The sequence below is a fragment of the Parabacteroides sp. Marseille-P3160 genome, from assembly GCF_900162725.1.
GTDB lineage: Bacteria > Bacteroidota > Bacteroidia > Bacteroidales > Tannerellaceae > Marseille-P3160.
The window spans coordinates 4,250,500-4,271,993 of record NZ_LT799418.1 but is presented as its reverse complement, the minus strand read 5'-3'; the positions used below and the strand labels follow the sequence as shown (position 1 = coordinate 4,271,993).

General features: G+C 37.9%; 18 protein-coding genes. 5 read left to right on the top strand and 13 right to left on the bottom strand.

Going from position 1 to position 21,494, the window contains the following annotated elements; all coding sequences use genetic code 11:
• Window positions 1-3: 3 nt before the first annotated feature.
• From cas1 to BQ8014_RS17165, 13 genes are all read right to left on the bottom strand, one after another.
• The gene (cas1, locus tag BQ8014_RS17225) at window positions 4-984 is read right to left on the bottom strand and encodes a CRISPR-associated endonuclease Cas1 (RefSeq protein ID WP_080905433.1); all 981 of its coding nucleotides are present in this window, start codon (window positions 982-984) and stop codon (window positions 4-6) included.
• An 86-nt stretch (window positions 985-1,070) separates the two neighbouring features.
• Window positions 1,071-1,430 carry a hypothetical protein gene (locus BQ8014_RS17220; RefSeq protein ID WP_080905432.1) on the bottom strand — a complete coding sequence of 120 codons (360 nt, stop codon included), beginning with the start codon at window positions 1,428-1,430 and terminating at the stop codon, window positions 1,071-1,073.
• Between the two features lie 5 nt (window positions 1,431-1,435).
• Window positions 1,436-2,563, bottom strand: a complete 1,128-nt coding sequence (locus BQ8014_RS17215; RefSeq protein ID WP_080905431.1) for a Card1-like endonuclease domain-containing protein — start codon at window positions 2,561-2,563, stop codon at window positions 1,436-1,438.
• Window positions 2,564-2,576: 13 nt separating this feature from the next.
• Window positions 2,577-3,914 (bottom strand): ATP-binding protein, encoded by a 1,338-nt coding sequence (locus BQ8014_RS17210; protein WP_080906039.1) that lies wholly within the window; start codon window positions 3,912-3,914, stop codon window positions 2,577-2,579.
• Between the two features lie 146 nt (window positions 3,915-4,060).
• On the bottom strand, window positions 4,061-5,164 hold the full coding sequence (gene csm5 / locus BQ8014_RS17205; protein WP_080905430.1) for a type III-A CRISPR-associated RAMP protein Csm5: 1,104 nt from the start codon (window positions 5,162-5,164) through the stop codon (window positions 4,061-4,063).
• On the bottom strand, window positions 5,157-6,146 hold the full coding sequence (csm4, locus tag BQ8014_RS17200; RefSeq protein WP_080905429.1) for a type III-A CRISPR-associated RAMP protein Csm4: 990 nt from the start codon (window positions 6,144-6,146) through the stop codon (window positions 5,157-5,159). Before csm4 ends, csm5 begins: the two co-directional genes overlap by 8 nt.
• A 3-nt stretch (window positions 6,147-6,149) precedes the next feature.
• The gene (gene csm3, locus BQ8014_RS17195; protein ID WP_234998078.1) at window positions 6,150-6,803 is read right to left on the bottom strand and encodes a type III-A CRISPR-associated RAMP protein Csm3; all 654 of its coding nucleotides are present in this window, start codon (window positions 6,801-6,803) and stop codon (window positions 6,150-6,152) included.
• A gap of 33 nt (window positions 6,804-6,836) precedes the next feature.
• Entirely contained in the window at window positions 6,837-7,310 is a 474-nt protein-coding gene (gene csm2 / locus BQ8014_RS17190; RefSeq protein WP_080905427.1) for a type III-A CRISPR-associated protein Csm2, read from the bottom strand.
• Window positions 7,311-7,336: 26 nt separating this feature from the next.
• Window positions 7,337-9,844 (bottom strand): type III-A CRISPR-associated protein Cas10/Csm1, encoded by a 2,508-nt coding sequence (gene cas10 / locus BQ8014_RS17185; protein ID WP_080905426.1) that lies wholly within the window; start codon window positions 9,842-9,844, stop codon window positions 7,337-7,339.
• A gap of 15 nt (window positions 9,845-9,859) precedes the next feature.
• Window positions 9,860-10,555, bottom strand: a complete 696-nt coding sequence (locus BQ8014_RS17180) for a CRISPR-associated endonuclease Cas6 (RefSeq protein WP_080905425.1) — start codon at window positions 10,553-10,555, stop codon at window positions 9,860-9,862.
• A 354-nt stretch (window positions 10,556-10,909) separates the two neighbouring features.
• Window positions 10,910-11,155: an SDR family NAD(P)-dependent oxidoreductase gene (locus tag BQ8014_RS17175; protein ID WP_080905424.1), complete on the bottom strand. Its 246-nt coding sequence runs from the start codon at window positions 11,153-11,155 to the stop codon at window positions 10,910-10,912.
• A 19-nt stretch (window positions 11,156-11,174) separates the two neighbouring features.
• Window positions 11,175-12,161, bottom strand: a complete 987-nt coding sequence (locus BQ8014_RS17170; RefSeq protein WP_080905423.1) for an aldo/keto reductase — start codon at window positions 12,159-12,161, stop codon at window positions 11,175-11,177.
• 82 nt (window positions 12,162-12,243) lie between these two features.
• Complete coding sequence (locus BQ8014_RS17165; protein WP_200814428.1) at window positions 12,244-13,152, bottom strand: helix-turn-helix domain-containing protein; 909 nt, start codon at window positions 13,150-13,152, stop codon at window positions 12,244-12,246.
• Window positions 13,153-13,285: 133 nt separating this feature from the next.
• Between BQ8014_RS17165 and BQ8014_RS17160 the strand changes: the two genes are divergently transcribed.
• The 5 genes from BQ8014_RS17160 to BQ8014_RS17140 all read left to right on the top strand — a co-directional run bounded on the left by BQ8014_RS17160 (window position 13,286) and on the right by BQ8014_RS17140 (window position 21,490).
• Complete coding sequence (locus tag BQ8014_RS17160) at window positions 13,286-13,990, top strand: SAM-dependent methyltransferase (protein WP_080905422.1); 705 nt, start codon at window positions 13,286-13,288, stop codon at window positions 13,988-13,990.
• 12 nt (window positions 13,991-14,002) lie between these two features.
• Window positions 14,003-14,581, top strand: a complete 579-nt coding sequence (locus BQ8014_RS17155) for an acyltransferase (protein WP_080905421.1) — start codon at window positions 14,003-14,005, stop codon at window positions 14,579-14,581.
• 66 nt (window positions 14,582-14,647) lie between these two features.
• The gene (locus BQ8014_RS17150) at window positions 14,648-16,075 is read left to right on the top strand and encodes a sulfatase family protein (protein ID WP_080905420.1); all 1,428 of its coding nucleotides are present in this window, start codon (window positions 14,648-14,650) and stop codon (window positions 16,073-16,075) included.
• A gap of 895 nt (window positions 16,076-16,970) precedes the next feature.
• The gene (locus BQ8014_RS17145) at window positions 16,971-18,353 is read left to right on the top strand and encodes an IPT/TIG domain-containing protein (RefSeq protein WP_160150115.1); all 1,383 of its coding nucleotides are present in this window, start codon (window positions 16,971-16,973) and stop codon (window positions 18,351-18,353) included.
• Window positions 18,354-18,373: 20 nt separating this feature from the next.
• Window positions 18,374-21,490 carry a SusC/RagA family TonB-linked outer membrane protein gene (locus BQ8014_RS17140; protein WP_080906037.1) on the top strand — a complete coding sequence of 1,039 codons (3,117 nt, stop codon included), beginning with the start codon at window positions 18,374-18,376 and terminating at the stop codon, window positions 21,488-21,490.
• Window positions 21,491-21,494 lie beyond the last annotated feature (4 nt).

Genomic DNA, 21,494 nt, shown 5'->3' with positions numbered 1-21,494 from the left:
CTTTTATTCAAATTTCTTAAATGTTTGAGCAAGGTTTTGTGCGTAGAGAGAAATCTGAGTTACCCGACTTCGGGAGACTCCCCGTTGCTCAATTACTTCATCTAAATAATCGTTAACCGATTGTATTAAAACCCTTCGTCCAAGCGGTTCTAACCAATAGGAACCATCTTCTTGCACAGAATAGTACTCGTCCGTTATCACTTGTTGAATAGCCAGGCTATAAACTACATAATCGATCCAGACTCTGTATATTTCAATCACATCATATACTAAAACCGGGCGATTGTAATTATCCCGGTGCAAAATACCTACATATGGATCAATCCCGGCTTTGATCAGAGCCCCTTCTATTTTTCCGTACAGGAGTCCGTAACCGTAATTTAGCAAAGCGTTGATCGGATCCATCGCCGGATGTTGTGAACGGATATCAAACCGATATGTTTTCGGGATAAAAAGGTTTAGTATTTCAAAATAGATTTTAGATGAAACCCCTTCCCAACCTCGAAGGGTAGATGCAATATCCGACACGATTTCTCCATCGAGCAAGTCTATTTTGTTACGATAGTCTTCCAATCGATTGATAGCCCGCTGGACTGTTCTTTGTTCAATTTCTTTATCCGGCATCATCATCAGGATAAGGGCTTGTTGGTTCTCTATTTTCTTCCTTATGATGTCTTTTATCCATTGTACGGCATCATGTGAAAATGAAAAATTGATTTGTCCTTTACGTATTGTGGAGATGGAGCCATATTTTGAACTCCATATTCGTCCGACAGGGTTGCCTGATTTGTCTGTAAAAAGCACTTCAATTTCCCGTTCGATGGCAAGCAGTACGGCATCGCTCGTGATTTGTGCACCACGACTGATTTGGATGCATTTTATTCCTTCTGCCGGAATACGTTGTTTTCCATCCTTATGAGTTACTACAAAGCCCTCATTGTCTCGGTTAAGTGAAGTTCCGAAAGTGTTTAGTATTAGTTCCATTATTAACTATTTTATATAAAAATCATTGACTATATGCAGTTGTATCTTAATGCATGTCATTCCGGTATACTTTTTTTCATGGATACTTATTGATATTCTCTAAATCGCTTAAACCGAAAAAACACCTCTTTCTGTCCCGCCTCCGTTTCAGTTACCATCCGTTCGGAAGTAGAGGCGATGCAGGTAAAGCCCATTGTTTGTAGCTTTTTTACTAAGGAAAAAGTCAAAGTCATTTCCCCCATCACATGAATGGTGGTATCCTTGCCTTGGGATAATTCCTGAACGTTCTGTATATATTCGTCACTTAAAGCATCTATATAGGCTTTATCTCTTTCTGGGTCGACTGCGGGGAATGGTAGATCGACAGTTTCGCCATAAAGAACTGCCGCGGATTTTTGTTCCTCGCTCCATTGTGTGGAGGGATGGTTGGAGAGGTTGATTAGCATGAAAATTATTTGTTATATGAACTTTTTATTATTTCACTAATTAGTGAATCCATTTTCTTTTTATCATTAAAATATGAAATATCACAATAGTTGGTTCCCATATTCTTTGCTGTTTGAGCTAATGTATCATCTTCAGGGCTTAATGAAAATATATAAGAATTGCTTGGAAGACCCAATAGAGTTTCTTTTAATGCGGATGCTTTGTATACTATTTGATTGAAAAGAAGGACTCTTCCAACTCCTGTTTTACATTCGATTACAAACAGTTTGTTTCCGAGGGTGAAAACTACATCAAGGTCGTTCATATTGGTCGTTTTCGTATGCTGTATCTCCACTCCAATAGCAATACTTTGAGGGTCTATTTTTTCTTTTATAAGGTGATATACGTATTCTTCAAACCACCCTCCTGTAATGTATTGAGTTTCTTTTTTTGATAGTTTTTCTTTATCTTTTTGGGGGAATGAAATCGTTTCCAAAAAAGCACTTAGCCCTTTTATTTGCCGTTTCTTTTCCTCATCTTCTTTCTCTTCTATAATTTTTATTTCAATATTTTTTTCTCTATAATCACGCAAACAATCAATAGTCTCATATTCTGCATTGCTAAATTTATTTTGAGTAAATAATGAGAAAAAATAATGCGTATATTCTTTAGATTGCGTTATTCCTTTTTGTTTGATTTTTAGGCCGTATACATGCATATATTCTTGAACATTAATTCTATATTTTATTGGAATGGATCTGTCAAATTGTGACATCGGATTTAGTAAATAATTCTTAGGAAATGGTATATAAAAGAATTCACTATCAAAATTTTCAAAAACTTCTTGAACGGCTAAACTCATATACTTTGTGCCTCCGGTAAGATTTACAATGTATTTGTTCTGTTTATTAAGCGATTTCTTTATCTTTTCGATCATTTTATTCCATCGTTCTTCATCATCTTCATCATCAAATACGCATTTATCTACAATGCAATCGACATATCTTAATTCATTTAAAATCCAGTCAATTTTATTTTCCATTTTCTTTGATGAGATAAACATAAGTTCATCTCCGCTTGTAATTATTTCCTTGATAAAAAGGTAATTCGGAATGGTTTGTTCCGAGACTAAACTGACAATAACTCTGCTCATGATGCATTTATTTTTAAACGTTACTTTTTTCTAATACTTTATCCAATACTCCAACATAGTAAAACGGTATATTGAATAGCTTAAACTTTTTCCCATTGGGAGTTTCCACCGTATTAACCGAAAATGGTTGCGTCCATACACGCACGGCAATGTCGTGAGGAACTAAGTCCATGTACTGATGTAATGACTTAAGTTTTGAATTGTGTCCAGACTTGACTTCTATTGGAAGAGCCATGTTCTTATATTGCACCACAAAATCGACTTCTGCCATGGATTGTGGTTTATTGCGTACCCAAAATTGACGATGAGCCGAAACGTGTATTTTCCCCGCCAATAATTCTTGTCCTACAATATGTTCGGCAATCTTTCCACGCCAGGCTTCCATAATGTCAGATACGGAGAAAATCGTATCTCTTACACCTGCATAATAGTTTACTAAACCAGTATCGAGCCACAATAATTTGGGCTTACGTGACATCGTCGTTAACAATGGAATTTGAGGATTAGTAATAGGGTAAACCAGTTCCAGCAACATTGCTTTTTCAATGGTTCGGAAAGCTTCTCCAACTTCTCGGGATTTGTAGTTCGATTCTCCAAAACGCTCAAAAGAGATTGCTTCTCCGGCGTATTTCCATCCAACTTTTAAAATATATTGTATGACACGTGAAATGGTTTCATTTCGAGCATATTTTTGTACATCATCAATATAGGCATTTAATAAGATTTCGAAAATGTTGTCTGTTGCGACAATATCTCGATTAATTGCATATTTTACTATTACAGCCGGCATTCCTCCAACCAGGATATAATTCATAAAATGTTGCATCACACGATCGTGTACGGCTGTGACTTCCAGTTGTTCAACCAAATTTAAATCATAAGCTTCATTTATTCCATCCAGAAACTCAATAAAAGAACAAGGTCGGATCGCTAAATATTCGGCTCGTCCCACCGGAAAGGAAATGTGATTATCGATCAAACTTTCTAACAAAGATCCGGCGCAAATGACATGCAAATGTCCCATCTCTTCATAGAAATACCGTAACATGGCTACTGCTTGAGGCGAGTTTTGTATTTCATCGATAAAGAGTAGGCTTGGACTTTCTTTCTTTTGCTGTCGACAATGTCGATAAATAGCATCCGTGAGGTCTTGCACATTGGAGAAGGTTTCAAACAAAGCCTTGTCCGCTACTTTTTCCAAATTCAAGGATAAGAATACATCGTATTGTTTTGCAAACTCATTTATCAAAGTCGTTTTTCCAACTTGACGAGCTCCCCGCAATATCAATGGTCTCCTATCATCTCTTATTTTCCACTGTTCAAGATAGTTTATCGCTGTTCGTCGTATCATTTTTATTGTTATTTTATACCTCAAAGATACTTAATTTGTAATGGAATAAGGGTACAAATAGCTTATTCTTGTAATAAAATAAGGGTATAAACATTGAAAACTTGTAATGGAATAAGGGCATATAGAAAAATCTTCATCTATGAAACTTATCCAAGAACCGTTAGCTTCACAAATCCCAAAAGCGTACATTCATCATCCACTCTTCGGGTTTTAGGGAAACTATACTCAACATATTTATCATTTTCCGGACGAGCTATAGGTACAACTACATTCTTAAAATTATCCAATGACTCTGTCCAAGCTCCTGTAATAAACCGCCATCCTGATCCATGACCAATGCGAAGTAAACATGACTTTCCTTTTTCACAGGATTGAATCGTTTGCAAAATATTATTTATATTTTCCAAATATAGATCGATCTTTCCTTTGTCATCATCTGTCTTTCGATCATTCCAATAATCAATTTCCTGTTCAACCAACATTTGTGTATGTTTATTGATTGCTTGAAACAGAGAATTTATTGAGCTCATGCATATTGGTATTGGGTGAACTTTGCTTTTTACTTTTTCATAAGAATCGATATTTAATTTTAGTTGAAAAGTCGTTTCATCTCCGGAAACGATTGCTTCTATCAATTGAGATTTGCTCTCATCCCAAAAACTTTGATTGCGGCGTTCATTGATATTGACCATGCGGATGGCAACTTCATAATTGTCACCAAAATAGGCATCTCCAACTTGAAGAAAACGAAATACATCAGAGTTTGGATCTTTACCGAACAGTTCTGCTTCGATTGTTTTGGCATTAACTTTTCCTTTTTTATCTTTCAGTTTGTCTTCTATTCCAGATATATCATTTGCCAAACTTGCTAATACGGCTGTGCGAATTGCTCCTTTAATAGAGCTTCCCGGTATATAAGGTCTTCCTAAGCCATCGTGGATTTGCTCTTTAAGTGTATCGGTTTCTTTGACCTTAGACCACTCTAAGATAGTACGTTTTGCATAATCTTCAATTGTGGTATCTGGTGCATATACCTTTACAATCTTATCGGTGAATTCTTTACGTTCAATAGCAGTAACCCATCTGTCAATATTCTCGTATCCAATCAGTTTCATTATTTTGCCTGCATCTATAATTCCTAAAACGGACGAGCCATCTTCTTTTCCTTTCACAAAGTCATTGCCATATTGTAAAGTTTCACCAGAACCAATATGCACCGGCGTTAATGTTTCTATTTTAATATTACTCATGAGACTGAATTTTTATCGGTAAGCAAAAAGGTTTTCCACTGCGATAAACTGCATGCATTCGGCTATCGTTCCAATCGGGTTTTAAATCAACTATTTTCCCTAAAAGCTTTTCCTTCGTAGGAAAAACCGAACCGACTCCGAACATATAAATTGATTTTTTTCGCAAATGACGAAATGATTCTTCCTGACTTCCTGCCATATAGCCCCCTCGTAACAACAAATAGTATCTTGAATCAGACAAGTTCAATATTTTCAGTTCTTCTTCCGTGGGTATATATAGTGACAAAAGGATCGTGTGATCAGCATCGTGTGGGTTATTAATAGTAATTGAGGTCGTTTCAACTTCAAATCTTCCTCCGCCTACATTTTTATCCGTTCCCAAGCCAAATGTTCCGAGTAGTTGAAATAAATTGATAATTTCTTCTAATATAGTTCCGCTCGCATCAGTCAAACAAAAAAGTCCTGAATTTGGGTCAAAATATTTCCAATCGAAAAAGAACGGATCTGCATTTTGATTATCGCCACGAGGTACTGTTACACGCTGTGTTACCTGCGATTTTGAAATCGGATTTGACGAGAAAGGTTCAATTATCAAAAAATCACCTCTCAATTGATTTTCCGTAACAACAATTCTTTCTCCTTCAATAAGTTTTTGCCATAGTCCTACTTCAATATACTTCACCTTTTTCAACTTTTTGCGATACTCGTGTTTCTTTTGTTTTTCAACTTCAACATTTATTTTCCCTTGTGGTTTAGGTAAAAAATATTGATTTGAATAATATGGAAATGCCGAACTCAAACGAAAAGAATCAAGAAATTCTTTAACATCATTGCTCTTTCCTGTTTGAACTCGCAATGCTGCTAAAGCGGCAGATAATGTATCCGACAGCAGATCAGATGCTGAAAAGTCATAGTTTTCTTTTCCTGTTCCGATATGAAGTGGCGTGAGATTCTTTAATTTAATAATGGTGTATGCAGCCATAATTCAATAAGTTTTATCTTCGCCATCTTCCTTATCCAACTTAATTTCTACTTGTCCGTAACCTCTTGAACCGTTTCCACCCAAGTAATCATCTTCCAAGAGCTTGATTGCCTGCTTAAGGGTATCCTTTAATTGTTGTTCGTCTTCACCTTCAAACACATTCAACACCATATTCAGCTTAAACTGTGCTTCGGCAGGCACACGTTCATATGTACGCGGATTCGCTTTAGCCGTTATACGGTCAATATTTACCTCGGTTTTACTTTCTGTATAGGGCAAATCCGTATTGCTAAATTTATTTTCATCGCTAACATCCAATTCGGCATCGCGAACAATAAGGCGGGATGCTCTTTTTTTATCATCCTCTTTTCCGGCAGTACCAAATAAATAACCTGATTTAGAAGCTGGATCTTCGCTTGCTACAGCTTCCCTTTTTTTATTAATAGTTGCACAACCGTAATATAATTCAATCAGTGAGCGCATTTTCCCTTTTAAAGAACTTCCGGGAATGTATGGCTTGTTATTGATTGGATTACGAATAACAAACTTGTCAGGACCGCCAATGTTTAATGCTGCATTTGTTCCACCAATATGCAAACCGGTTTTTAAGGTGATCGTTCCGGTATATATAATTTTTTTATTTAATTTGATTGACATAATGTTTAATTTAATATGTTAATATATAGGTGTTTAATCTTTCCATTCATTTGCTTTGTGATAAGCAAGAATAGCTTCAAGAAGATTGCAAAAATTTAAATAGTCATTCTGATTTTGAATGTATTGCCAACTTTCATCAAAAACTTTTCTAAACAACTGCATCCCTTTCGTATTGTTTCTTCCTTCAGCATAAGCGACTTTGGGTTTTAATAAATAGAAAGAAGCCTTATTCTTATCAAATCCACTGAATTGAATGCGGCGGATTTCTCCGAAAACATTTCGTATTTGTGAATTACTTAGAGCGTCTCTATCCCCTTTATATAATGGGGCCATATATTTCCCGGTTTTTTCAGCAAAAAGGATTAATTGTTCATCGGCACCTTTTGTTATCCAATAGGATTGAAAATTCAGACTTTTATAAAAGGTATCGATCGGTTCTCTTTTATAATCCTGGTTTTGGCTTTCTCCCTGATAAGAGACTTTTTTTAAAAATTTATTATTTTCCATAATTTATTATTTAGTTATGTTGTTTATTATTTATTGACTTTTGATTCTTTATTTGTTCTTAGTTCCAGTTCTGCCCAGCGGGATGCAAATGCCCAAAGTTCCAATGGATGATAATCTGTTCTGATGGATTTTCCGTTCAGTACTTCTTTTTTTCCGCATACTTCTATTATACAGTTTTCTATCACTTTTCTTGCATTTTCGTCTTTTATTCTGTCTTTCATCCGGTTTAAATCATAAGTCAAGATCCAAAATGTTTTTATCTGTTTGATTGTATGATTTTCTATTTTTGCGTTAGCGGCATGTGCCATTATCTTTGAAATAAATGATTTGGGAATGATGTCTTTGTCGGTTAAAGTGACTATTTCGTTTTTCAATGACTCCACAACTGGAAATTCCTCATTCCAATTAAATGCCGTATCCATAAAAGAAATGGCATTTTTTTCTTTTTCTTTACATTTATGGTTTTTTGCATTTTTTTCTTCCTTATCACTTTCATCAGCGCCTTTCATTATCGGGAATTTAACCGGGAGAATAGCAATACCTCCGGAAAGAGAAAAAGCAGAATTGTTGCATGTGAATTCTTTAAAATCATCTCTGATCTTTTTAGCCAATTGAATAGTTACCTCCCAACTGCCGACAATAAAAACATCATCACCTCCGCTATATATAACAAACGATTTGTCCGGACTGGTTTCTTTCCAAATGGTATTCAAATAGCCTGAAAAAAAATAATCAAACGAGCGACTCAAAGCAGCATAACGGGAAAGTGTTGTTCTTTCCCGTTCGATTCCCGATTGAAATATGAACCCTAAATTATCCACATCCATTCTTAGAACTCCTAAACGAGAGAAATCTGGATTATCCTTTTCACACATATCTTCAAAAGATTGGCCATTAAAATCATTACCTCCGTAAAATTCGAATCCGTAAATATTGTTGATGCCATCCATGGCATGCATGAAATTACAACTACCATCCTTTCCATTCAGTGTAATTGCTGAAACTTTATCCGCAGATGCACGAAGTTGTTCTTTCATTTCAGCTAAGTCGCTTTCTTTCAAAAAATAATAATGAAAGCCTAGCTGAGCGGGTTCTATCTCCATCTTATCTTTCCAATAAGTGATTTTTCCATCTGAGACTACCATTATTTCTGATTCGCGTAAAGTCTTTCCTAATTCAATTTGTTGGTTTGTTGTGTTTTTTAATAATAAATCTTCTCTTTTTACGGGTTTTTCGTCCGGCATAAATTCCTCTCCGGTGATTGTATCTCGTTTGGCATCACCTCCTTGCATAACCGGAGAGAAAAATGATGCGTAATTACCTTCAATCAATTGAGCAAATTTATTTGTCTTCTTTTTATCCCGTTTCGTAAATAATTCATCCCAAACAGTTCTTAAATTTTCGCCATTATTGTGCATAAGCGCGTCTTTAGAGACTTCAATGCTATCAATTGCAACAAACAAAGATGTTCCGTGTGCATTAAACAATTGCCGTTCGATTGTTTTTACGGCGTTTGTCAATCGTTCTTTTATAAATGTTATGTTTGGAGCAACCAGATAGAAGCCTCCGCCCGAATTATAAACCACATTGGCCTGAAACAAATTCAATTCTTTCAAGAGATAGTGAACCGTTGCATCTGAAAGAATATGCAAATAGAAAGAACGTCCTTTCAAATTCTTCCCAGCATATTTTGATACAATCTGATAGATATAAGATTGAATGCCACTAAAATCTGCACCGACCAGCAAAAAAGGTTTATCACTTGCTTCTTGAGCCTCCTGATAATCATACAAACAAACAGCCAGTGCTGCAGTAGTTTTTAAATGGTCATAAAGCGATACATCCGGAAAATTGATCGTACTCGCGGGAATGCAACTTGTATATTTATATAATAAGTTTAGGAGTGTTTCTGAAAAAGCATGATAAGTATTTGCCTGAATAAACTTAAATTCTCCTTGAAAACTTTTCCATAAAGAAACGTAATCAGGATCTTCTTTAAAAGATTTCTTTGGAAAAGAATCTTTGGACAACGACATGGGTGCTATCGGTAAATGGTTGTTTACTGTTGTTGAATTTTTAATTGTCTCCAAAATTGAAACCATTCGTTTCTTTTTAAAAGCATCCCAACCACTCTCATCTTGCGAATCCTTCATTGCTTCTTCCGATTCTCTATCCATGCCTGATGAGAGGCAATCGGCTTCTTTAATAATTTGTCCTAATTGAGACAGTTGTTCTTTTTTTAGATGATGACAAGCTGCAAGGTTTATCAAATTATCTCTATTTGATAAATCGCTCAAATCACTTTTAAGCAGATTTTGAAATACCGATTTATTGTCATCGATAAATTGAGCAGTCCATAAACAGTGTTTATGTGAGTATGAACCCTTATATACAGGCAAAAATGTACTTTCAATCTTGTTTGTCTGCGACAATATTTTACTTGAAGCTACACTGTCGGTATCCGCCCGCTGATAAAACTTTCCGATATCATGCAGTAATGCTGCCAAATAAATAAGTTCTCTTTTATTTTCCATATTTATTTATACTTTTTATTTTTCTTCATCGTATTTCATTATTGAACGTTTCTTTGTCACTACTCCGCCGCCGACACTTACGCCTTTGCCCAACCCAATAAAGTCAGGTATGGACACGTTGCAGTCGAATTCTGCATCGAAACTAAGCATCTTTACACCTTTATACATCGACATGCGAGGATCGGCCAAATAGGTAATGCGACAGATTACCTGTCGATCGAAAAATATACCAATCCCCTTGGCAAAGGATAATATATTTCCTAACAGAATACTATCGAGCTGTTGTATTTTATCGGACAGACTTTCCATAGACTTATATTTTGCATAACTTTCTTGATTAAGGGGGAGCCAATTTAGAATCCGGTATTTAAAAGTTGAATCCCATAGCTGAACAGAGTATTGATGGGCCTTGATATTTTCAACCTCCATTTCTTGCTTGCGCTCACCGATCATGAATCTGAAATTGCAGGAAGAAAATAACTTACCAATTGCCTCTGTGCCTTCGTCAATGCAAATAATTGCAGCTTTTTGATTGATCCGCTTATATTGTATCAACGGATAAGCATAGCGGAATTTGTTTTTATTGTGGTTATGAAACAAAATATCATTATTATTCTCCAATGCATGGATGACTGCACCTCTGAAAAAAGATATTTCATTCTTTTGTATCTGATTTTTAAATCGGACAATCAACATTTTTGTGTTTTTCATACATATTATTGTTAAGAGAACTTGGTAATCTTTGTGAAAACGAGTTAACCGTATATGTTAAAGAATACAAACTGGCCTTTAATATATATTTAACGCTATAAAATTACAGATTTTTTTTTAAAAGATGATTTTCCCAAGAAAATTTAGTGAGTAGAGAGAAATAGCTTATAGTCAGAGTGCAATTGGGTCGTTATGAGTTAAATAAATTGCCGTTTATCAGATAAATAAGAGTTAATCTCTTTTATAAATATTGTAAAATAAAATACTTCCCATTTTGACAATATGAAGAAGAATGGGAAGTATCCTATAATAAGTAGAGAATAGTGTTGTATTAATTTGTCGTTAATCCCCCATCTAGATGAATGATTGTTCCAGTAACTTTTTTGCTGCCATTCTTACATTCTCAGACACGGATAAATCAGAAGAAATAACATAGACATTTACTCCATAAACCGACAAATGCTCTTTTTCTTTCTCCAGTTTCCCAATATCCCTCGATATTAAACATAGATCAGCTCCATTCTGAGCAAAAGCGGAGGTAATTCCTAATCCTATTCCATCGCTTCCACCCGTAATAACAGCGAATTTATTTTTCAGCATATATTTTATAGCTAATCTTTTAGTTATTTACATGTTTCATAGCCTCTGCCGGATAGCGGTCTCCTATATTTGGATATTTTGCAATAATAGACTCTATTTCGGCAATATCGCTTTTATTCAATTCTACATCGACAGCCTCTGCATTCAGTTCCAAATATTTGCGCTTTTTAGTTCCCGGTATCGGTATGATATTATCTCCTTTGGCAAGAATCCAAGCCAGAGCTAATTGTGATGTGTTGATATTCTTTCCATGCGCAAACGCTGTTAATTCTTTCATTAGCTTTTGATTATTGATAAGATGCTCACCCTGAAAACGGGGAAGCTCAAAACGTACATCCTCTTTCTTGAATGTGCTTACATCAAAGTTTTCGGTAAACATTCCTCTGCCAAGCGGAGAGAATGGGATAAGAGACATTCCCAACTCTGTTATCAGAGGATAGATCTCTTTTTCGAGATTCCGTGTCAGCAATGAATACTCGCTCTGTAATGCAGCAATGGGATGGACCGTATTTGCCTTTTTGATACTCACGGCAGAAGCCTCGGATAATCCTAAATAACGGACTTTGCCTTCTTTTACCAGTTCGGCCATTGCCCCCACCGTCTCTTCTACCGGGACGTTCGGGTCGACACGATGAGCATAATAAAGGTCTATATATTCGACATTAAGTCTTTTCAAACTTAATTCTATCGCTTGCTTCATCCATTTGGGTGAACCGTCGAATGTGCTTGCCAGGTGATTTCCTCCTGTGTATTTGAATCCGAATTTTGTTGCTATAAAAACCTTATCTCTGTTCGGCTTCAAAACAGTGGATATCAATTTCTCATTTTCACCATTGCCATAAAAGTCGGCTGTATCCCAAAAATTGATTCCCAGATCCAGCGCTTTATGTAAAGTGGCAATACTTTCTTCGTCATTTCGTTCACCATACACATGAGACATTCCCATGCATCCTAATCCGATTGCAGACAGTTGTTCATCTGTTGTTCCTAATTTACGATATTTCATAACTTAACTGTTTTAGACAGGACAAAGTTAGGTTATATAAGGGTGGATGGATTAAGATATTTCAAAGGGATTTTTATAAAAATCAAAGAAGATGGTTCCTGTATTCCTTGGGAGGCAGACCTGTATTCTTTTTGAAAAAGCTCGTGAAGTGGGATGGATATTCGAACCGGAGACTATATGCTATTTCGCTTATCGTCCAGTCCGTATTCTTCAACAATGCTTTTGCCTCTTCAGCAATACGGTATGCGATATGTTGTGATGGATTCTTTGCGGTGACTTCTTTTACGACATTATTCAGATGGTTTTCATGTACCGACAAGTTCTCTGCAAAATCCTGCACAGTCCGTAGTTTCAGAGGCATATCCGTATTTTCTATCGGAAATTGGTTCTCAAGTAACTCGAGAAAACGGTATGTTATGCGATGTGCCGCATCTACCTGTTTGTTTCTTAACCCTATCTCAGGGTGATGCTTCAGAGCTTCATGGACAAGCAGTTGTAAATAGTTGCGTAATTTGCTGTATTTATAGATATAATCGGAGTTGATTTCCTGTATCATCTTATGGAAAATATATGATATATCTTCAACAGCTTCTTCTTCGAGAAAAATCAGGGGATTTTCTCCTATGCGGAACATGGGATAGTCTTTTACCGAAAAAGAATGATCCCAAGACTGTATAAACTCTTCTGTAAACAGGCAAAACCATCCTTCCTGATTGCTGGAAGTTGGCTCCCATGAATGGGCTACTTGCGGATTGGAGAAGAATAGCCCCGGACGATCTATGATAAAGTCCTTATTGGCAAAATGTATAACACCGGTTCCTCCGGCTATTAATGATATCTTATAAAAATCGCGCCGATGGAAGGATGCTGTAGGAGAGCAATATCGACGGGGAAAGACATTGAAATGCCCTATACCGTCACTGTCTGTCCGGATGTCTACTTTTTCAGACAAAGTTTTATAAAATTCCTGAATGGTTTCAATCTGTTGCATGATACAAAGTTATAAATATCAAATGATATTTGAGTATGAAATAGGGAGATGTATGCTGGTTGCATAAAATAACGTTCATCGGGATGAAAATAGTTCATTATTGCTATCTTTGCTCACAATAGGACTTATTTATATGCAACCTGCTCTTTTTTTGATACCTGTCACACTTGGGGATACGGAACATTGGAAAGTGCTTCCCGGGTATAATCGCGAAGTAATTCTTCAGATCCGCCATTTCATTGTGGAAAATGTGCGGACGGCACGCCGTTTCTTGAAAAAAACGGATCCGGCGATCGATATTGATTCATTAACATTTTACGAACTAAATAAGCATACTTTGGCGGAACAGATCGCCTCCTACTTGGAGCCGCTCGCAAATGGGGAATCGGTCGGCGTCATTTCTGAAGCGGGATGCCCGGCCATTGCCGATCCCGGTGCCGATGTCGTGGCGATTGCCCAACGGAAGAATTATCCGGTGGTTCCCTTAGTCGGCCCTTCTTCGATCCTGTTGTCGGTGATGGCTTCCGGATTCAACGGACAAAGTTTCGCTTTCCATGGCTATTTACCGATTGAAGCCGGGCAACGGACTGAGATGATAAAGAAATTGGAGGGGCGTATCTATTCCGAAAATCAGACTCAGTTATTTATTGAAACGCCTTACCGCAACCAAAAGTTGCTGGAAGATTTGATTCGCATTTGCCGTCCGTCGACTAAACTCTGCGTGGCCGCCAATATTTCCTGTGAAGGGGAATATATCCATACCCGCCCGGTGAAGGAATGGACGAAGAATGCACCCGATTTGAATAAGATTCCGGCTATCTTTTTAATCTACAAATAAAAATACCACGTTATGGCAACTTATCAAGCACACGAAACCGCCGTCATCGATCCCGGCTGTACCATCGGGGAAGGCACCCGTATTTGGCATTTCTCTCATCTAATGACTGGATGTGTGGTCGGAAAGGATTGTAATATCGGGCAGAATGTAGTCATTTCCCCGGAGGTAGTGCTGGGCAATGGCGTGAAAGTACAGAACAATGTCTCCATCTATACCGGAGTCATTTGTGAAGACGATGTTTTCCTGGGACCGAGTTGTGTGTTTACCAATATACTGAATCCGCGTAGCGCCGTACCACGTAAAGATCAATATTACCGTACTTTGGTGCAGCGAGGGGCAACGATCGGAGCGAACGCAACGATTCTCTGTGGCATAAAGATTGGTGCCTATGCGATGATCGGCGCCGGGGCCGTCGTTACAAAAGAGGTGCCTCCCTATGCTTTATGGGTTGGCAATCCCGCCCGCCCGGCCGGATGGGTTAGCGCCTACGGGCATCGGCTTCAATTTGATGAATCGGGCAGGGCTACTTGTCCCGAGAGTGGAGAGATCTATCTTTTGGAGGTTGGCAACGTCACCCGCATTACCCAATAACCTCGTCATTCATTGTTCAGTATGATAAAAGAATCCTTTTAAAACAAAATCCAGGAATATTAACAGATGAAACGTATAAAACAAATAGCAATAGGCTCTATGCTTATGCCTATTTCTGTAGGCGCTGCAGAACCTGCAACAAATCAAGAAAAGCCGAATATCGTTATTTTTGTAGCCGATGATCTTGGAGCTAATGACATAACCCCCTATGGGAATGTAATCATACGAACGCCAAACCTGAATAGATTGGCTCAAGACGGTTTACTGTTTTCAAATGCATTTGCTGCTTCTCCGACGAGTGCTCCCTCCAGAGCTGCACTTCATACAGGGCTTTATTCTTTTCGAAATGGAGCACACGCCAACCATACAGGAATTAGAGAACGGGTCAAGACTTTGCCGTCTTATCTTCAATCCCAAGGATATAAAACGGCTCTTGCAGGAAAACTACATCTCGGCCCTATGTCCCAATACCCTTTTGAATTAATCCATAAAACAAATATTCCGGAAAATGGACACGACGGGAAGGACGTTCTCTGGACAGATTTAAAAATGCAACCAGTTGATGAATGGCTTCATAAGGCCTCACAAAAGAAACAGCCCTTTCTTTTAATGGTCAACGACCATAGCCCTCATGTACATTGGCCGGAAAAAGCCGAGTATGATCCCAAGACAATAGATATGCCTCCCTTCCATATTGATACAGAGGAGACAAGGATGGCAAGAGCTCGTTATTATACGGATGTTTCAAAGATGGATAATAATTTAGGCCTGTTATTAAAAAGTTTGGAAAAATATGGGATAGAAGATAATACAATAGTTATTTTTACATCTGATCAAGGTCCTCAATGGGCTTTTGGTAAATGGGGGCTTTACGATTATGGTATCCGCGTTCCATTAATTATTAAATATCCTGGCATCGTTCAAGGTAATAAGAGTACGGACGCTTTGGTTTCGCTAACAGATATCTTACCGACTTTATTCGAAATCGCCGGAGGGGAAAATGCTCAAATTCCAGAAATCGATGGAAAAAGCTTTCTTCCTCTACTTAAAGGCAAAACAAATGAACACCTTACTGAAGTATATGCTTCACATACCGGGGATGGAACTATGAATGAAGCGCCGATGAGGATGATTAGAACTAAAAGATATAAGTATATATTGAATTTGGCCCCGGAGATTTTATATACAACCCACATAGACAAGGCCAAGCCACCTGCAGGATATTGGAATTCATGGTTGGTTCAATCATTTAGGTCAGAACATGCAGCATCTGTCTTATGGCGTTATCATAATCGCCCCAAAGAAGAATTGTATGATATAATTTATGATCCCAATGAGTTAAATAATATAGCAGAAGATCCCAACTATATTAATATGATTAAGGAATTCCGGGCCAAGATGGAAAAGTGGAGAGTGCAACAAGGTGACGCAGAAGAAGGTCCTTATATTCCTATAAAAAACTCTAATTCTACTACTCCCTATATTTTTGACTAAAAAAAGAGGAATGCCTAAATATATTTATACCGCTTTCAGGCTCATATCCATGCCTAAGGAGTAGGTTAGAATCCCAACGTAGATGTAGTCCACGTTACATCGGCATAGTTGCGCATAGTATCAATAGATAATTTCGAGGAGAAGTAAATGATTATTAAAACGAAACAATCTTTTTAGCTGAGTATTATCTTTTATCCTTATATTTTAATGATTTATTAATTATTCTATATTCCAAAATATTTATTAGAATACTTCCTTTGTTAAATATATGATAATATCGAAGCTCTTTTTTATAAAAAAATAGGTTAAATATTTGTTTACATTTAAAATGTTTATTAGTTTTGACGCATCATTATAAGATCTATTGATAAAGATCACCTTCTTCCTAAGAAGAGATGCTGATAGAACTATGCCGATAATATGGTTATATATAGTTTGTTGTCAGTATATTGATAGATAATGTTTGCTTTATAGATAATATTAAACCTTATTTTTAATAGAAATAATCATATGATTAATAAAATGAAAAAAACTTACTAAACCTTAGATTTAAACTTATGAGAGTATAGTATGTAAAAATCCTTATTGTTAACTTGTCTAAAATCAGAAATGCCTATGAAATAAAAATAATGCTAATACATTGAAAAATAGTTAATCTCAACCAGTTTTTTTTAATAATCTTAACGCTAATATACCTTAAACAAGAATATCAAAATCTACGAATATAAATCTAAAAAACCTTCCTCTTTAGCAGGGGAATTCTTATGTCCTTTTCCTATCTAATATGTAAATAGTAAAATGTTTTTTGCTAATGTTTTAATTATTCGGTAAATATTTTAAATAAAATTTTATTATGAAAATACAGGATGAAAAAAATCCAGTAACAATACTTCTCATGATTATATTATTTTGTATTGTCTGTAGCTGTAAAGACGATGACAATGCGGGTAATAAGAATTATGATCCATCGCAACCTGTTAAAATAACAGAGTTTACTCCTAAAAATGGAGCCGCTCGTACCCGTTTATTCATTTACGGGGAGAATTTCGGGACGGACTTATCTCTCATTAACGTGACGATAGGCGGTCTTAAGGCTAAGGTTATCGGTAGTAATGGAGAGTGTATTTATTGTGTTGTTCCATCGCGTGCATATGAAGGAACGGTTAAAGTTTCCATTGGTACCGAGTCTAACATCTCTGAAGTGGAAGCCATTGAAAAGTTCAAATACGAAAGTAAAACAGTAGTTTCTACACTTTGTGGATATGTAAGTGAGACTGGGGAATATAAAGTGACCGATGGCCCGTTTGAAACGGCCGGTTTCAATGTTGTTTCCTGGTTATCTTTCGACCCGAAAAATTCGAAACATCTCTATGGAGTAGAAGAATATTCCAGTATTCGTCTGATCGATTTGGAAAAGCGGGAAGTAAGTACAACAGTAACGACTGGACAAATGAATATTTCGCGACCTCGTACGATTTCATGGTTTCCCGGCAGTGACAATATGCTTGTAGGCAATGACCAAGGGAGTGAGGACGGAATAAGTAATGTGGTATTGCCTCGGAGCGAAAATTTTTTAAGAGCCGAAGTGGTAACCCGGTCACGAAGTTGCAATGGTTCTGCGGTACATCCGGTAAACGGAGAAGTTTATTTCAGCCAATGGGAAGGAGGTTCGATTTGGAGATTCGATCCGATAGTTGATAAAGACAAGAAGGAACTTTTTAAGGTATGGGCTAACGGTTATGAAATCGGTATCGTGTTTCATCCTACCGGAAATTATGCGTATTTGATCATTCATAATAATCATTGCATTGTAAAAAGTAATTATAACTGGGCGGAAAAGAGATTGGATATTCCGCAACCTTTCGTAGGAAACTACGGAAGCAACGGCTGGGTTGACGGCGTAGGTACTGCTGCCCGGTTTGATACACCCTGGCAGGGTGTTTTCGTGAAGAATGAAAAGTATGAAAAGCAAGGAAAGTCGGATATCTATGATTTCTATGTTTGTGACAGACATACCGGTAGCATTCGGAAAATTACACCGGAAGGCATGGTTACCACATTTGCCGGACGGGGAAGCGAAGGTTTGGATAGTAAGCATTATGGATATATCGACGGTGATTTGCGTAAAGAGGCCCGTTTCGATCAGCCATGCGGACTTGCTTATGACGAAGAAACAAAGACATTTTATATAGGGGATGTCCAGAATCGTCGTATCCGTATGATCGCAGTTGAAGAAGATGTACAAAGTGATGGATCTGAAAAGGAAGGGGAAGAGTAAGCATGAAAAAAAGTAAAATTATGAACCGATTTTTTATTGCATTTATTCTGTTGCTTAGCCTTGCGTGGGAGGCATATTCTCAAAATGGGGGAAAGCAGATAGAAGTGACCGGTACAGTGATGGATGAGAACAAAGAGCCGTTAATCGGAGTAAATATCATAGTAAAAGATGTACCGGGTTTGGGAGCTGCTACTGATCTCGATGGAAAATATAAGATTAAAATGGAACCGTATAACCGTTTGGTATTTTCTTATATAGGTTATGAAAAGCAGGAAATATTGGTTAAGGACCAGCTTGTTGTGAATGTGGTAATGAAGCTGGCGGAATCCAATGCGATTGATGAAGTGGTCATTACAGGTACGGGCCGGCAAAAAAAATTAACGCTGACCGGTGCCGTTTCTACTGTAAAAGTGGACCAATTGAAGTCCAATCCAAGCGGTAGCATTGTAAATGCTCTGGCGGGTAATGTGTCCGGTGTGTTGGCAATGCAGACATCCGGTCAACCGGGGGAAAATATTTCCGAATTCTGGATTAGAGGTATCTCTACATTTGGAGCCGGAAGTAGCGCCTTGGTTTTAGTGGATGGCTTTGAACGGGATATGTCACAGTTGAACATTGAAGACATCGAATCTTTTACCGTGCTAAAAGATGCTTCCGAAACAGCTATCTACGGCTCACGAGGAGCCAATGGTGTCGTCCTGATTACTACCAAACGGGGAAATGAAGGTAAGATCACTATTGACGCCAAAGTGGAAGCTATTTATAATACCCGTACGTTCACCCCGGACTTTGTGGATGGCTACCAATATGCTTCCATGATGAACGAAGCGCGTATTACCCGCAATAGGGAGCCGATCTTTTTGGATAGCGAATTGGATATTCTCCGCATGGGATTAGATCCGGACTTGCTTCCGAACGTAGATTGGCAGGATCTGTTGCTGAAAGATGGGGCTATGACTTATCGTACTTCGCTGAATATGAACGGGGGAGGGCGGAATACACGCTATTTTATATCCGCCAGCTACTTAGAGGAACAAGGCATGTATAAAACCGACCAGACATTAAAAAGCGATTATCAGACGAATGCAAATCATAAACGTTGGAATTACCGTATGAACGCAGATATCGATATTACCAAAACAACCCTATTGAAGGTCGGTATAGCCGGAGCTTTAAGAAAACAAAATGAACCGGGGGCTTATGGGGACGATATTTGGAGATCTATTATGGGATATAATCCGGTTGCCAGCCCGGTTGTCTATTCAAATGGATATATTCCGGCATATGGATATACAGAATATGAAGACGGTATTAGTTATCAAATGAATCCATGGGTCTTGGCTACGCAGACCGGTTATCGTGAACGTTGGTGGAACGAGATCCAGACGAATGTAACATTAGAACAGAATTTGGACTTTATAACTAAAGGATTAAGCTTTACCGGTCGTTTCGGTTTCGATACCAATAATGAGAATACAATCCGGCGTGTAAAACGCCCCGAATTATGGAAGGCGGAACGTTTCCGCGACCAGAACGGTGAGATCGTATATAAACGTATCGTAAATAAGATGGAAATGACACAAACGGCCTATGGTGATGGGGATCGGAAAGAGTATTTAGAGGCAGAGTTTCATTACGACCGTATGTTTGCGCAGCATAATCTCAGTGGTACGTTCAAATATACACAAGATTCCAAAGTACAAACACAAAATATAGGCAATGATGTGAAGAGTGCAATTGCCCGTCGTCACCTTGGCGTTGCAGGGCGTGTTGCATATAATTGGAACAACCGTTATTTTGTTAATTTCAACTTTGGTTATACCGGATCCGAAAATTTGGCTCCCGGAAATCAATTCGGATTTTTCCCCGCCTATTCGATGGCCTGGAATATTGCGGAAGAACCTATTATCAAAAAAGGCATGGAATGGTTGAGCATGTTCAAGCTACGATATTCATGGGGTAAGGTGGGTAACGACCAAATGAAAGATGCTGCCGGCAATGACATACGATTCCCTTACTTATATACAATTGCTCAAGGAGAATCGTATAATTGGGGAGATTATAGTTTCAGTAATCTATATAATGGCTTGCGTTATACCCAACCGGGATCCAAGAACATAACCTGGGAAATCGCAGAAAAGCATGATGTCGGACTCGATCTTTCTATTCTCAATGATAAGTTTTCTCTGACGGCAGATTATTTCCGGGAGCAACGGGACGGCATATTCATGCTTCGTCAATTTCTTCCGCTCACGGCCGTCTTTGATGCTAATCCATATGGAAATGTGGGTAGTGTAAGAACGGAAGGTTGGGATGGAAACTTTGCGTTTAATGAAAAGATTGGTCAAGTGAATTTTACATTACGGGGGAATATGACATTTAGCAAGAATGAAGTTCTTGAAAAAGATGAGGAAAATAATGTATATCCTTATCAAATGGAAAAAGGCTATCGGGTAAACCAAGCCAAGGGACTTATTGCTTTGGGCTTATTCAAAGACTATGATGATATTCGCAATAGTCCGAGACAAAACTTCGGAACGGTCCAACCGGGAGATGTCAAGTACAAAGATGTAAACGGGGATGGAGTAATTGATAACGGCGATCGCGTTGCAATCGGTGCAACGACCAAACCTAATTTAATCTATGGTATAGGTACCTCGGCCAGTTGGAACGGTTTGGATGTAAATGTGCATTTCCAAGGGGCAGGCAAGTCCTCTTTCTTTATTGATGGACCAACGGTAAAACCTTTTAGCGGTGAACAATGGGGGAATATCCTGACAGATGTTGTAGGGAATTACTGGATATCGAGGGATATTTCAGGTACGGAAGCAACGGAAAATCCTAACGCAAAGTATCCGCGCTTAAGTTATGGTTACAATTCGAATAACTATCAGGCTTCGAGTATGTGGCTTCGCAACGGGTCTTATGTACGTTTGAAAACGGTGGAACTTGGGTATTCTTTGCCCAAAACCCTTTTGACCAAGGTTCGACTGAGCGGTTTTCGTTTTTTCGTAATCGGGACGAATCTTATCACTTGGTCCAGCTTTAAACTATGGGATCCGGAACAGGCCACGGATCAAGGAACCAAATATCCGCTTCCGAAATCTGTATCAGTTGGATTCAATATAAACCTATAATATA

Coding starts and splice junctions, on each gene's coding strand:
- cas1 (WP_080905433.1), bottom strand. CDS start 984: ATGGAACTAATACTAAACACTTTCGGAACTTCACTTAACCGAGACAAT.
- BQ8014_RS17220 (WP_080905432.1), bottom strand. CDS start 1,430: ATGCTAATCAACCTCTCCAACCATCCCTCCACACAATGGAGCGAGGAA.
- BQ8014_RS17215 (WP_080905431.1), bottom strand. CDS start 2,563: ATGAGCAGAGTTATTGTCAGTTTAGTCTCGGAACAAACCATTCCGAAT.
- BQ8014_RS17210 (WP_080906039.1), bottom strand. CDS start 3,914: ATGATACGACGAACAGCGATAAACTATCTTGAACAGTGGAAAATAAGA.
- csm5 (WP_080905430.1), bottom strand. CDS start 5,164: ATGAGTAATATTAAAATAGAAACATTAACGCCGGTGCATATTGGTTCT.
- csm4 (WP_080905429.1), bottom strand. CDS start 6,146: ATGGCTGCATACACCATTATTAAATTAAAGAATCTCACGCCACTTCAT.
- csm3 (WP_234998078.1), bottom strand. CDS start 6,803: ATGTCAATCAAATTAAATAAAAAAATTATATATACCGGAACGATCACC.
- csm2 (WP_080905427.1), bottom strand. CDS start 7,310: ATGGAAAATAATAAATTTTTAAAAAAAGTCTCTTATCAGGGAGAAAGC.
- cas10 (WP_080905426.1), bottom strand. CDS start 9,844: ATGGAAAATAAAAGAGAACTTATTTATTTGGCAGCATTACTGCATGAT.
- BQ8014_RS17180 (WP_080905425.1), bottom strand. CDS start 10,555: ATGAAAAACACAAAAATGTTGATTGTCCGATTTAAAAATCAGATACAA.
- BQ8014_RS17175 (WP_080905424.1), bottom strand. CDS start 11,155: ATGCTGAAAAATAAATTCGCTGTTATTACGGGTGGAAGCGATGGAATA.
- BQ8014_RS17170 (WP_080905423.1), bottom strand. CDS start 12,161: ATGAAATATCGTAAATTAGGAACAACAGATGAACAACTGTCTGCAATC.
- BQ8014_RS17165 (WP_200814428.1), bottom strand. CDS start 13,152: ATGCAACAGATTGAAACCATTCAGGAATTTTATAAAACTTTGTCTGAA.
- BQ8014_RS17160 (WP_080905422.1), top strand. CDS start 13,286: ATGCAACCTGCTCTTTTTTTGATACCTGTCACACTTGGGGATACGGAA.
- BQ8014_RS17155 (WP_080905421.1), top strand. CDS start 14,003: ATGGCAACTTATCAAGCACACGAAACCGCCGTCATCGATCCCGGCTGT.
- BQ8014_RS17150 (WP_080905420.1), top strand. CDS start 14,648: ATGAAACGTATAAAACAAATAGCAATAGGCTCTATGCTTATGCCTATT.
- BQ8014_RS17145 (WP_160150115.1), top strand. CDS start 16,971: ATGATTATATTATTTTGTATTGTCTGTAGCTGTAAAGACGATGACAAT.
- BQ8014_RS17140 (WP_080906037.1), top strand. CDS start 18,374: ATGAACCGATTTTTTATTGCATTTATTCTGTTGCTTAGCCTTGCGTGG.